The organism is Pantoea sp. MQR6, assembly GCF_022761075.1.
In the GTDB taxonomy this organism is placed as follows: domain Bacteria; phylum Pseudomonadota; class Gammaproteobacteria; order Enterobacterales; family Enterobacteriaceae; genus Pantoea; species Pantoea phytostimulans.
In genome coordinates, this window is the sequence record NZ_JAKYXB010000002.1 from 251,220 (window position 1) to 264,659 (window position 13,440).

Annotated in this window: 11 protein-coding genes; 8 read left to right on the forward strand and 3 right to left on the reverse strand. The window is 52.9% G+C overall.

The window, feature by feature from the left end; all coding sequences use genetic code 11:
• Positions 1-516: 516 nt before the first annotated feature.
• On the forward strand, positions 517-1,536 hold the full coding sequence (locus tag MUG06_RS11310; RefSeq protein WP_215847710.1) for a capsular polysaccharide synthesis protein: 1,020 nt from the start codon (positions 517-519) through the stop codon (positions 1,534-1,536).
• Here MUG06_RS11310 and MUG06_RS11315 read toward each other — a convergent pair.
• Positions 1,510-2,430 carry a LysR family transcriptional regulator gene (locus MUG06_RS11315; protein ID WP_243078653.1) on the reverse strand — a complete coding sequence of 307 codons (921 nt, stop codon included), beginning with the start codon at positions 2,428-2,430 and terminating at the stop codon, positions 1,510-1,512. The two genes, MUG06_RS11310 and MUG06_RS11315, sit on opposite strands and share 27 nt — an antisense overlap.
• 121 nt (positions 2,431-2,551) lie before the next feature.
• Between MUG06_RS11315 and MUG06_RS11320 the strand changes: the two genes are divergently transcribed.
• Both MUG06_RS11320 and opgB read left to right on the forward strand, forming a co-directional pair.
• Positions 2,552-2,941, forward strand: coding sequence for a tautomerase family protein (locus MUG06_RS11320; protein WP_215847712.1), 390 nt, complete (start codon positions 2,552-2,554; stop codon positions 2,939-2,941).
• Between the two features lie 216 nt (positions 2,942-3,157).
• On the forward strand, positions 3,158-5,449 hold the full coding sequence (gene opgB / locus MUG06_RS11325) for a phosphatidylglycerol--membrane-oligosaccharide glycerophosphotransferase (protein WP_215847713.1): 2,292 nt from the start codon (positions 3,158-3,160) through the stop codon (positions 5,447-5,449).
• A 183-nt stretch (positions 5,450-5,632) separates the two neighbouring features.
• On the opposite strand, the gene MUG06_RS11330 is transcribed toward opgB, so the two are convergent.
• Entirely contained in the window at positions 5,633-6,337 is a 705-nt protein-coding gene (locus tag MUG06_RS11330; protein WP_243078654.1) for a GNAT family protein, read from the reverse strand.
• 98 nt (positions 6,338-6,435) lie between these two features.
• On the opposite strand from MUG06_RS11330, the gene MUG06_RS11335 reads away from it, so the two are divergent.
• From MUG06_RS11335 to yfaU, 5 genes are all read left to right on the forward strand, one after another.
• The gene (locus MUG06_RS11335) at positions 6,436-7,872 is read left to right on the forward strand and encodes a PLP-dependent aminotransferase family protein (protein ID WP_243078655.1); all 1,437 of its coding nucleotides are present in this window, start codon (positions 6,436-6,438) and stop codon (positions 7,870-7,872) included.
• A 155-nt stretch (positions 7,873-8,027) separates the two neighbouring features.
• Positions 8,028-8,810 (forward strand): IclR family transcriptional regulator, encoded by a 783-nt coding sequence (locus MUG06_RS11340; RefSeq protein ID WP_243078656.1) that lies wholly within the window; start codon positions 8,028-8,030, stop codon positions 8,808-8,810.
• A gap of 13 nt (positions 8,811-8,823) precedes the next feature.
• On the forward strand, positions 8,824-10,026 hold the full coding sequence (gene rhmD, locus MUG06_RS11345) for an L-rhamnonate dehydratase (RefSeq protein WP_215847716.1): 1,203 nt from the start codon (positions 8,824-8,826) through the stop codon (positions 10,024-10,026).
• 51 nt (positions 10,027-10,077) lie between these two features.
• A complete protein-coding gene (locus MUG06_RS11350; protein WP_215847717.1) occupies positions 10,078-11,376 on the forward strand; it encodes an MFS transporter in 1,299 nt (432 codons plus the stop codon).
• Positions 11,377-11,389: 13 nt separating this feature from the next.
• Entirely contained in the window at positions 11,390-12,190 is an 801-nt protein-coding gene (gene yfaU / locus MUG06_RS11355) for a 2-keto-3-deoxy-L-rhamnonate aldolase (RefSeq protein WP_215847718.1), read from the forward strand.
• On the opposite strand, the gene MUG06_RS11360 is transcribed toward yfaU, so the two are convergent.
• Positions 12,174-13,256: a LacI family DNA-binding transcriptional regulator gene (locus MUG06_RS11360; RefSeq protein WP_243078657.1), complete on the reverse strand. Its 1,083-nt coding sequence runs from the start codon at positions 13,254-13,256 to the stop codon at positions 12,174-12,176. The two genes, yfaU and MUG06_RS11360, sit on opposite strands and share 17 nt — an antisense overlap.
• Positions 13,257-13,440 lie beyond the last annotated feature (184 nt).

Consider the following 13,440-nt stretch of genomic DNA (forward strand, 5'->3'; position numbering starts at 1 on the left):
TCTTATATAAAAGATTAACATTGGCTTACTTAATATAAATTCTTCCTGATCGATTTAATTCCGGTTTTTCCTAAAGTCTGAAAAAGAAATAGCTAATGCGTTAGGAATGTTTTATTAAGAAGGTGCAGTGCAATTTTACACAGCCGTGAGGAAACTATCGCGCGCTTAACACTGCGTCATCATCAGGGAAAACCATAATCTACCCATGCAATTCGCGTTGCAGGCATGCATATGCCGCCAAAAATGTAGCGGGTTTCATCCCTAAATAATTTGAGTTTAATCGAGGCGGCAAGCGTGTTAATACCCTAAAACTTACTGCGGTAAGTCGTTAAGGGAAGCGGGAGCAGAGCAGGCTATTTGCAGCATGAAGGATGAAGATGTTTATTTTCATTAATTCAGGTTGCAGCACGTCGGCAAGCGCGTGAATCTTTGGGCGCTTACATCAGTAAGTGACTGGGACAAAGACCGCATCTGCAGCGTTAATTTAATGGGTATAATGATAATAACAGGTGCACCATGACTCTATTTAGCCAACGTCCTGCGCATAAGTTATGGCGCAACTGGAAAAGAATATCCTTTACCAGCCAAATGCTCTGGAATAAGAAAAAACAGAGCGCAGTCCGTGCGCCTGAATATGATCCCAGGCAGGAACAGAATGTGGTGTTGATGTCGCAGCAAAAATCGTTGCCAGACATCCCTAAAATTGTCTGGATGTATTGGCACGATGACCATCTGCCAAAATCAATGGCGATAAATATTAAGAAATTACGCCAGGATAATCCCGATCACGACGTCAATATTATTACCCGACGCACGCTCTCACAATGGTTACCGGATCTCAGATTTATTTCATCTGATCTGACCCCAGCCCACAAAAGTGACATTATCAGGCTTGAGCTGCTCTATCGTTATGGCGGCATTGGGATTGATTGCAGCACGCTATTATTTGAGGATCTTTCCTGGGTACATAAAGTGCATCAGGAACGTCCAATGGATTTAATTGGATATTATCGTGAAAGCTCAACGATCAATTTCCTTTCGCCGGTGACTGAAGGTTGGTTTCTGGCTGCCGCTCCGCAAAATCCCTTTATGCGTGAATGGTTAAGGCAGCTGGCCCCCGTGAAAAACGTCGGTATCCAGAACTATTTTCAGGAAATGAAAAAGCGCGATGACTTCGCGCTGATTGTGCAGAACATTGATAATCCTTCACGTCAATTGCTGTCGCTGGCACAGCAAGTCGCGATTCGTGAATATCGCCGCATTAACTTTTATCTGCGCAAGGGTGAAGCCAACGCCTTTTTCTATCAGGGATTGCACGCCGACAACAGCGATGCTTTTGCTCGCTCCGTGTTGTTTCAGCAGCGTCCGCAGACGCCACCGCCCATCATCAAACTGACCGGGAATGAACGTCTGCATCTTGATTTTAACCTGCGGCTTGGCTTGTACAATCGCACCAGCCTGATTGGTGAGATGGTACACGGTGCGGCACCGGCGCCGCTGGCGCTGCCATCAGTAATGAGCAAAGCGCGCGCGTAACCAGTGCGCAAATGTCGTTACTGCACGCGGTACCTGTGCTGCCCATGGGCGCACAATCCATAATTGAGCCGCAAAGGCATCGACAGCTTGCCAGTCCGCCAACACCTGCTGCAATGAGCCGGACTTTAACGCCTCGCTGGCGCTAAAGTCCGGCAGCATTGCGATCCCCAATCCTTGCAGTGCTGCATCCCTAATCGACTCACTGTTATTGGTGGCAAAACAGCCCTGAATACGTACCTGCACACGTTCGCTACTGTGCGTAGCAGCAAAGGCCCAGCGGGGTGATTCAACACCACGGGGATAATAGAGGCAGTTATGCTGCGCCAAATCCTCAGGCGTTTTCGGCTGGCCCTGTTGCGCTAAATAACCGGGTGACGCCACCAGCAGCGTACGCGTTTCACACAGCGGCAGCGCGACGTGGGTTTCAGGCAGGGTGTCGCTGTGGCGTATCGCTAAATCAAATCCTTCGCTGCTCAGCGAGACGATGCGATCGGTAACATCCAGTTGCAATCGTACTTGCGGAAATTCACGCAAAAAATCCCCAATCAGCGGCACTAAGTGTTGGCGGGCAAATGCAACCGGCGCGGTTACGCGGACTAAACCACGAACGGGTCCGGCGGTATCACGCACGCTGAAAAAACTCTGTTCAATGCGCGCAAAGGGCTCGCGCAAATCCTCAACCAGCTTCTCGCCTGCCGAGGTCAAGCGCACGCTGCGCGTAGTGCGCTGCACCAGCGACACACCCGCCATCGCTTCCAACTCTTTAATCTTTTGGCTCATCGACGCTTTGCTCACGTCCAGCCGTTCAGCCGCGCGGGTAAAACTGCCCTGCTCTGCCAGTATCGTCAGCCAATGAAGATGTTCCCACAGCGCATCCGTCTTCATCTCTTTCATGAGAATTGTTCAATATAGTGAATAATCAATTCAGCGTACGCGCTTTTTCTTTGCAGTGGAAGCAGGCAGCATGAGGTCATCAGCCTTTAGTAAACTTCTCATTAAAAACAGGGGAACCGCCATGCCTTTGCTGCAATTCGATGTTATTCAAGGTCGTTCTGAGTCAGAATTACGCACATTGTTAGACGCTGCTCATCGTGCCGTATTGACCGCTTTTAACGTACCCGAGCGCGATCGTTATCAGATTGTTCAGGAAAATAAGCGCTATCAGATGGTTTTTCAGGATACCGGTTTAGGTTTCAACCGCAGTGACAATCTGGTGATGGTGCGCGTCTATACCAGTCCGCGTAGCCGCGAACAGAAACAGCTGTTTATGGCGGAGCTGGCACGTGAACTGCGTGAAAACTGCGGTGTGCAGGGCAATGATTTAATGATCAGCTTTATCACCAACGACAAAGGCGACTGGAGTTTCGCGGACGGCGAAGCGCAATATCTGACCGGTAAACTGTAACCTCTTCCAGCGCCTCACTGACGGTGTTTTGTGATCGCCGTCAGTGCAAATCACATCAACTTTAAACCGCCGTTAAACCATTTCCTCTTCCACTCCACAATTCTGATCGGATGTGTTGCAGCCGTGTGACAGCCAAGATAGATTGTCGAAAAAACTATTATGAAAATGACCGATTGCGCAAGGCGCTGCGTACTCACCTGAAGAGAGGAATTGACGTTGTCCGAATTAGTGTCAGTCGTGTTGTTTCTGGCCGCTATTGCAATTTATTCCACTAAAGCCGGGCGAAATAAATTTTGGTTCATTGTTGTTCTGTTATTGCTTGTTCTGTTTGTGGTGCTCAACGCCACCCTTTATGCCAGCAACTATTTTACCGGCGACGGCATCAATGATGCGGTGCTCTATACGCTGACCAACAGCCTGACCGGCGCCGGTATCAGCAAATATGTCGTGCCCGCTATCGGGCTGATTATTGTGCTGTTTTCACTCTTTTGCCTGTTGTCGTGGCTACTGCGTCGTCGTGCACGTCCCCACAACTTCGGCTGGAGCCTATTAGCCTTTATCTGCGCTGTGGGTTCTGTGCAAACCACGCCCGCTTTTCGTCAGGTCGCTTCGCTGATCGCTTCCCATACCCAGCAAGCGAATTCAGATTTTGAAAACTTTTATAAAGTGCCTAAAAACCGTATCGACCATCCTAAACTCAACGTGGTCTATATCTACGGTGAAAGTTTGGAGCGCACCTATTTTGATGAGCAGGCTTTTCCGGGGCTGGCACCAGAACTCAGCCGTGAAAAAGAACAGAGCATCGACTTCAGCAATACCGAACAGCTGCCTGGCACCGATTACACCATCGCAGGCATGGTTTCATCGCAATGCGGCATTCCGCTGTTCGCGCCTTTCGACGGTAACGCGTCAGCTTCGCTTTCCAGCTTTTATCCGCAAAACGTTTGCCTGGGCGACATCCTGAAAAATTCCGGCTACGAAAACTGGTTTATTCAGGGCGCAGATTTACGCTTTGCCGGTAAAGATGTTTTCCTGACATCCCACGGTTTTAGCCCTGCCAATATGTATGGTTCGCAAGAACTTAAAAGCCGCGTTGCCGATCCCACTTATCGTAATAACTGGGGATATTACGATGACACGGTGATGGATGAAGTGTTTGAGAAATATGAAGAGCTATCACGTCAACAAAAACGCTTCGCGCTGTTTACGCTGACGGTAGACACACATCATCCCGACGGATTTATTTCGCGTAGCTGCCAACGCAAGAGCTACAGCTTTGACGGGAAACCCAACCAATCTTTCAGTGCCGTTGCCTGTTCACAAGAACATGTAGCGCGCCTGATTGAACGCATCAAAGCGTCACCCTGGTTCAAAAATACGGTGATTGTGGTGACATCTGATCATCTGGCGATGAACAACACCGCGCATCAATATTTGGTAAAACAACCGCGCCGTGACCTCTACATGATTATTCGCGGCGACCAACCGCAAGCTGAAGTGATCGAGACTAAACGCAGCACCATGGATAACGGCGCGACGCTGCTGGATATATTGGGCGGAGATAACGCTATCGGTTTGGGTCGCAGCAACCTTTCTTCTATCTCTCTTTCAACCCAGTTTGATGATTTGAAGAGCAAAGTACTGAGCTGGAAGCCCGATATCATTCAACTGTGGAATTTCCCTAAGAAAATGGACAGTTTCACCATTGATACCGCGAAAAACTCTTTCAGCTTTTCCGGTACCACCTTCAAATTACCGATTCTGTTTCGCGTAAACGATAAGCACGTTGAGCCGATGCCAGAAGGGGAATATTCAGCACCGCTGCGTTATCAGCTGGCCGATTTTGTCTCAACGGATAAATTTGTTTGGGTCGATCGCTGCTTTAAAATGGCGCGTTTATGGAAACCCGAACTGGCACTCTCCACCGATTATTGTCTGGCGATGGGGCAAATGGGCGGTCAACCCACCGTGACGCGGATTGATAAACCGCAGTGGAAGAGCAAAGTGCAATTTCCAGCAAGCACCACCAGCGATGCACAATATCAACGTAATCTCGCGCAGATTCGCGTGCTGGATAATGATATTCGCTATCAGGCCGATCGCTTTTTATTAACCGTACCGGGTGCACCTAACAGCGTAAAAAGCTTTAGCGGTATCTCGCGCCCGGAAAGCTGGGGACGCTGGTCGAACGCCAATCTCGCGCCGGAAGTGAAAATTGAGTATGTCGATCCACTGCCGCAGAAGTTTGATCTGGTGATCACCGCACGCGCCTTTGGTCCGAACGTACATCGTCCTATTCCCGTGCGTGTCGGCGATCAGCAGCAGCTGCTGACCTTAGGTGAAGAGTTCTCCACCACCACACTGCATTTTGATAATCCCAACGGCAGCCATAATTTGATTATTGTGCCACCGGAACCGCAATTGAGTAACATCGGCAATATCACCGGCCAGGATCCACGTAAGTTAGGCATCGGTATGGTGGATATAAAAATAGTGCCGCAGGGTTAACCTTAAACTTCCGCATTTTGGGCACAACGCAAAATTGATGTGCCGCAGCTGAATGTCGATGTCGCTGGGCTGAAAAACGGTAGACGTTGGGTAAAACGGTTACTGATGGTCATGGCCACCACCCTGGTGATGGCCATGACGTACATTTTTACCTGACGGCATGACATTCCGTGAAGATGCTCATTAACGGCGCAGCGCCTCCAGCTTCTCGCGCTGCTCTCCTTGCGGCGTAAAGTTTTCGCTATGCAACCAGCGTTCAAAGCCGCTTTTCACCTGCGGCCATTCGCCGTCAATGATTGAGAACCAGCAGGTGTCACGCGTGCGGCCTTTGTAAACAATCGCCTGACGGAATTCCCCTTCATAGCGGAATCCCAACCGCGCCGCCGCACGGCGTGAAGGGGCGTTGCAGCTGTCGCATTTCCATTCATAACGACGATAACCGAGCTGCTCAAAGGCATAGTGCATCAATAGGTAATGCGCTTCGGTCGCCATTCGCGTCTGCTTTAATAACGGTGAAAACGCGACATGGCCCACTTCAATTACGCCATGCTGAGGCTCGATGCGCATCAGCGCCAGGCTGCCGACTGCCCTTTCCGTTTGCAGGTCAATCACCGCGAAATGCAGCGGATCGCGGCTGCTTTCCATCTGCGCTGCACTCTCCAGCCAAGCCTGCTTATGGGTAAATGGGCCGACAAACATGTATGTCCAGTCGCGGCCATCTTCGGCCAGCGAATAGGCTTCAAACAGCGCATCGGCATGCTTTGCCACGCTAAACGGCTCAAGACGACATGATTGACCGATAAAAATTTCACGCTGCGGATAAGGCCGTTCCTGCCAGTCCAAAGACTGGCCAACGGGTTGACCATATTGATTCGTATGTTGTGACATGCTGCCTCCCGATTGAGATGATGAAAGCAGATTGCCACTTTGCTGGTCGCTTAAAAAGCGCCACAATGGTGGAAAATGATGGATCCACGGAGCGTCTGTTGTCGTCTTATATTTCCTCGTTGCTGTTTGCTCCCCTCACGGCTAAAGATGTCACGCTGCAGCAACAGCTTTATCAGCGGATTAAACAGGCTATTCTCAGTGGTCAGCTTCCTGCTGGCACCCGATTACCGGCCACACGCCAACTGGCCAACGAGCTGCAAGTTTCGCGTAATACGGTGATCAATGTCTGGACACATTTACAGGCAGAAGGTTATGTACTGAGCGATCGGCAAGGCAGCCGCGTTAGCCCCATGGTATCGCCTCACATACTCAACTCCGCTGACCTGCCCGCTTCTTTGCCGCTGGCCAATCGCCTGACATCGTTGCATTCCAGCCATCGCATCAACAGCGAAGAATACCCGCTGCGAGCGGGCGTGCCAGCGTTAAGCCATTTTCCATTTCCTGCATGGCGTCGAGCGTTAAACCGCGTGCTAAGCCAAACGCCGCACCGCCTGCTGGGTTATGGCGATCCGCTTGGAGAAAGCGCGCTGCGTGAGGCTTTAGCGCAGCATCTGAGTATGACGCGTGGCGTGCGCTGCACGGCGGAGCAGATTGTGATCACCGAAGGCGCGCAGCAGGCTTTATCGCTCTGCGTCACGCTACTGACTAATCCCGGTGAAACCGGCTGGGTTGAAGATCCGGGTTATCGCGGTGCCAAAGCCGCGATGCATGCTGGTGACCTTAATGTCATCCCGGTTGCCGTTGATGCACACGGTCTCGCGCCAGAGGAGCGTCACTGGCAAAACGTTCCGCCACGGCTGATTTACACATCGCCAACGCATCAATATCCGCTCGGTGTGGTGATGAGTGCGGCACGACGTTTGGCGCTGATTGCTGCTGCGCAACAGCATCAGGCATGGATTATTGAGGATGATTACGATGGCGATTATCACCATCGCGGCGAGCCGATTGCTGCCATGCAAGGCATGAGAGAGTGCGCCCCGGTAATTTATCTCGGCTCGTTCAGCAAAACATTGTTTCCTGCTTTGCGGCTCGGTTTTATGGTGCTACCCGCACATCTGCTTTCACGCATCCGGCCTGCGTTGCACGAATTACTGCGGGGCGGCAATCGGCTGGAACAGCAGGCGTTAGCGCGCTTTATAACATGTGGCGACTTCAGCCGTCATTTAAGCAAAATGCGCCGGTTGTATCGTCAACGTCAGGCCAAATTGCGCGCCGAATTGCAGCGCGTACTGGGCGAAAACGTTGTTTTGTTGGGTGGCGACAGCGGCATGCATTTAGTACTACAGCTTCAAGAAAATCAAGATGATGTGGCGCTGGCCGCTGCACTCTGGCAGGCAGGTTTTGCCCCGGCTGCGCTCTCGACGTTTTATCTTGCTGACCCCAAACAACAGGGATTGGTATTGGGCTACGGCAATACCAGCGACACGCAGATCGTTGCAGGTGCGCAGCAAGTGGGCCGTTTACTGCGCTGAGTACAGCCAACTGTACTGGCAACGCGGCACGTATCACATTCTTGTACGCCATTGTTTACCCAAAGCGGTCTGGCGCGATGAATTTGAAATAGCTCACATTTCTCCATTAACGAAAACACAACACTGCTCTCCAGATCCTTAGACTGGAGTCCAGTATGTTGGAAGTGACGCCTGTTCCGGCGCTTACGCGCGCCATCGCTATTCTCAACTTTATTGCGCAACACGGGCCATGCAGCGCTGCCGAGATCATTGAGGCATTGGCGCTGCCAAAAAGCAGCGCTTACCTGCTGTTTGCTGAACTCAAAAAACAGCGCTTGATCACGGTTGATCGTAACGATCATTACTGTTTGTGGACGCGGCTGGTGGAGTTTGCGGGTCATGCGCTTGAGCACATGGATATTCGCGATATTGCCCGTCCGCGCCTGACGCGTTTAATGCAGGAAACCAACCTGCTGTGCCATCTCGGCATCATTGATAGCGGTCACGCCTGTTACATCCTCAAACTTGAATCTGCCGCCACCATCAGCGTGCGTTCGCACGAAGGAAAAAGCCTGTCGCTGTATCGCTCCGGTATTGGCAAGTGCCTGCTGGCCTGGCAACCGGCCGAAGAGCAGGCGCGCATCATTGAATCGCTGCGCTTTGTTGCCGTTACGCCCACCTCCTTACGCAGCGCAGATGCCTTGTATACCGAACTGGCTCGCATTCGCCGTCAGGGTTGGAGCTTTGATAATGGTGAAGATTTTCCTGATGTGCGCTGCGTTGCTGCGCCGATTTTTGACGCCCGTCAGCAGTTGGTCGCCGCGATTTCGTTAGTCGGTACGCGTTTAGAGATTGACGACGACAAGCGCGATTACCTCGCGGGCCTGGCTATTGCCTGCGCTCGCGATATTTCTCGTTTGCTGGGCTGGCGCAGCCCAGCGGAAAAACACGCCTCATAACTCGGAGAACATTATGTCCCTACCTAAAATAAAAACGGTTCGCGCTTATTTTGTTGGCGGAGCAACAGCTGAGAAAGCTGCGGCTGGCGGCGATTATCACGATCAGGGTGCTAACCACTGGATTGACGATCATGTCGCCACGCCAATGAGCAAATACAAACAGTATGAGCAGTCACGCCAGTCATTTGGCATCAATGTGCTCGGTACGTTAGTGGTGGAAGTGGAAGCGGAGAATGGTCAAACCGGCTTTGCGATCACCACTGGCGGTGAAATGGGCTGTTTCATTGTCGAAAATCACCTGAATCGCTTCATTGAAGGACGCTGCGTCAGCGACATCAAACTGATCCACGATCAGATGATGAACGCGACGATGTACTACGCCGGTTCCGGCGGTGTGGTGATGAATACGATTTCCTGCGTAGATTTAGCGCTGTGGGATCTGTTTGGCAACGTCACCAATCTGCCGGTTTATCAGTTGCTCGGCGGCGCGGTGCGTGATGAGTTGCAATTTTACGCGACCGGCGCACGTCCCGATCTGGCGCAAAAAATGGGGTTCATCGGCGGGAAAATGGCGGTGCAATGGGGACCGCACGACGGCGACGAAGGTATTCGCAAAGAGGTTGCACGCATCGCCCACTATCGCGAAAGCTGCGGTCCTGATTTCTGGCTAATGCTGGATTGCTGGATGAGTCAGGACGTCAATTTCGCCACCAAACTGGCGCACGCCTGCGCGCCCTACAACGTTAAATGGCTGGAAGAGTGTTTACCGCCGCAGCAGTTTGAAGGCTACGCGCAGCTTAAACGCCAGGCACCGCCAGGCATGCTGATTACCAGCGGTGAACATCACGGCACGCTGCAATCGTTCCGCACGCTAGCGGACACCGGCATCGATATTTTGCAGCCTGATGTTGGCTGGTGTGGTGGCTTGACCACGCTGGTTGAAGTCGCCGCGCTGGCTAAATCGCGTGGACAGCTGGTGGTGCCACACGGATCGTCAGTCTATTCGCATCATGCCGTCATCACGTTTACCAATAGCCCGTTCAGTGAATTCCTGATGACCAGCCCCGATTGCAGCACGCTGCGTCCGCAGTTCGATCCTCTGCTGATCAACGAACCCGTCCCTGAAAACGGTCGGTTGCATAAATCTGCGCTGGATAAACCCGGTTTCGGCGTTGAGCTGAACCGCGATGGCCTGAAGCGCCCTTACCATCATTAATAGCTTCGGCTGCGATCGGCGATCGCAGCCGGGTTCATGAGGATCATTCCGATGAATACACCGGTGCAAAGTGCGTTGAAAAGCGCAGTGAAGAAAAATCGCGCCCGCCTCATTCCGTTCATGTTGATGCTCTACGTGTTGGCGTTTCTCGATCGCGCCAATATCGGCTTTGCTAAAGAGGCGTACCAGCTGGATACCGGCCTGAGCAACGAAGCCTACGCTTTAGGGGCCGGTATTTTCTTTGTGATTTACGCGCTGCTTGGCGTACCCGCTAATTTGCTGATGCGCCGCTTTGGCGCGCGCAGTTGGATTGGCGGCACCACCTTACTGTGGGGCTTTCTCTCTGCGTCGATGGCTTTTGCCGATACCGAAGCAAAATTTCTGCTGGTGCGTACCTTGCTTGGCGCAGCAGAAGCGGGCTTCTTTCCAGGCATGATCTATCTGACGTCACAGTGGTTTCCACAACAACAGCGCGCCAGCGTGATGGGATTATTTTACATGGGGGCGCCGCTGGCTTTAACACTGGGGTCGCCGCTCTCCGGTGCGCTGCTTGAAATGCACGGTTTCCTCGGCCATCCCGGCTGGTTCTGGATGTTTATCATTGAAGGTTTGCTGGCGGTCGCGGCGGGTATTTTCACCTTCGGTTATCTCGACAACACGCCTGCCGAAGCACGCTTTCTAAGCACCGCCGAAAAACAGGCTTTGCAGCAGCAACTCATCACTGAAGAGCAGCAAAAACCCACGGCGCACCTGCGCGATGCGCTGCGTAATGGCCGCGTTTGGCAGCTGGCCATCATCTACATGACCATCCAGATCGCAGTATATGGATTGATCTTCTTTCTGCCTTCTCAGGTCGCCGCCCTGCTTGGCACCAAAGTGGGCTTTACAGCCTCACTGGTTGCGGCAATTCCGTGGATCGCCGCATTGTTCGGAACCTGGCTGATTCCCCGTTATTCCGACCGCAGCGGCGAGCGGCGTCGCGTCGCGGCCTTTACCTTGCTGGCCGCGGCATTGGGCATTGGCATTTCAGGTCTGGTTTCGCCGCTGCTGGCGATGATTGCGCTTAGCGTAGCGGCGGTGGGTTTTATCGCCGTACAGCCGGTGTTCTGGACCATGCCAACCCAATTGTTATCGGGTACCGCACTGGCAGCAGGTATCGGCTTCGTCAACCTGTTTGGTGCCGTGGGCGGCTTCCTAGCCCCGCTGATTCGCGTAAATGCGGAAATAGCGTTCAGCAGCAGCAGCGCCGGATTGCTGGCGTTGGCGCTGATCGCGGCAATAGGTTCAATGCTTATTCTCAGCCTGAAGGTCGGACGCAGCGCGCCGCAACCTCAGCAGGCAAGTCATTAATACAGGAGGCAACATGCAGGATCCATTACACAATCCCTTTAAAGCCGGGCTGGCCAGGGGTGAAACGCAGATTGGTTTATGGCTCAGCAGCACGTCGTCTTATCTGGCTGAGATCGCTGCCACCAGCGGTTATGACTGGTTATTAGTGGATGGTGAGCACGCGCCCAATACCGTGCAGGACCTTTATCATCAGCTCCAGGCAATTGCGCCCTATCGCAGCCAACCGGTGATTCGCCCGGTGGAGTTTCAAACCGCGCTGATCAAACAGGTTTTAGATATTGGGGCGCGCACCTTGCTGGTACCAATGATCGACACCGCCGAGCAGGCGCGCGCGCTGGTCGCGGCTACGCGTTACCCGCCGCTGGGTACGCGCGGCGTAGGAGCCGGCGTTGCACGTGCGGCGCGCTGGGGCCGGGTGGAGAATTACATGGCGCGTGCCAATGATGAGCTCTGCCTGCTGATTCAGGCTGAGAGCAAAACGGCAATTGAGAATCTGGACGCCCTGCTCGAAGTAGAAGGCGTTGATGGCATCTTTATCGGTCCAGCGGATCTGTCGGCGTCACTGGGTCATCCCGATAATGCCGATCATCCCGAGGTGCAAATGCTCATTGAGCAAAGCATCAGGCGCATACGTCGTGCCGGTAAAGCCGCAGGCTTTCTGGCGGTGAATATTGCGATGGCGGAGCGGGCAATCAGCTGGGGTGCGAATTTTGTCGCCGTCGGCGTCGATACCATGCTCTACACCTCGGCGCTGGACAGTCGCTTAGCGCATTTCAAAAGCGGCACCCCGTCAGCGACTAAATCGAGTTATTAAGCTTTGGCGCGGCAATGGATTGCCGCACCATTAATTCTGCCTCAAAGTGTGGCATCGGTCCGGGCGATTCGCCGCGAATCTCAGCAATCAAGCGCCGTGCCGCTTCGCGTCCCATTTCATACACCGGTTGCGCCACCACCGTCAGCGGCGGTGTCACCACTTCGCTCCACGGGAAGTTATCGTACATCATGAAGGAAACATCCTGTGGGATACGCAGCCCGCGCCGCGTGATTTCTCGCAGCAGCCACATCGCTACCACGCTGTCAGACGCAATCAGTGCGCTGGGCGGCTGCGATCGCTGCCATAATGCATCAACGATACGCGCAATCTGCTTTTCATCCTGCGCATTCACCTGCACCAATCCCGGATCAAACGGCAATTCCGCTTCAGCAAACGCCTGCATCATGCCGCCCACACGCTGCGCCACCGGTGTTAAACCGAAATCAGCCGATTCCTGATAGTCCCGATCCAGTTCCATACTGGTGACGTAGGCTATTTGCTGATGTCCAACGCTGATCAACTGCTGTGTTGCTTGTCGAGCAACGCCGGTAAATTCGCAGCAAATCGCTTCCACATCTAAACCAATGACGGCACGATCAAACAATTTAAGCGCCCGGCCTTCTGCCAGAACCTGCATTAAATGACTGTTCTTCTGCTGGTCCGAACAGCTAGGCGCAACAATAATGCCGTCCACCTGCTTTTCCAGCATCACGCGAACCGCTTCCTGCTCGGCCAGCGATTTTTCATCGCTGTTGCTCAACAGCAGATGGAAGCCCGCCAGACGCGCAACATCGGCCATGCCGCGCAGCGCCAGACCAAAATGCGGATTTTCGATATCACCCACAATCACGCCAATGGTGTTGGAGCGCCCGGTATTCATGCTGCGCGCCAATTCATTGGGCCGATACCCTAACTGCGACGCCGCGCTGTTGACACGATCCTGAACCTCATCACTGACCGCGCCATAACCGCCAAGCGCCCGCGCTGCCTGCGCTTTTGAAACATTTGCTGCCCGTGCCACATCAGCCACGGTTGGTGCTTTTGAACGCGATTTCAGGTTGGTCATAATTATTTCGAATCACAAGTTGATGACAGGAAGATTGACGTTGAAAAAAGGCTGTGCTTAAACTCATTCTAACCCCTTGAGACCGGTCTCACAACGACAACGTCATCAAGGTGTCACTTATGTTGAGACCGGTCTCAAAAATAAATTTCCGGCTCAACTGTCTCTGATGTTTAACCTGCAAAAC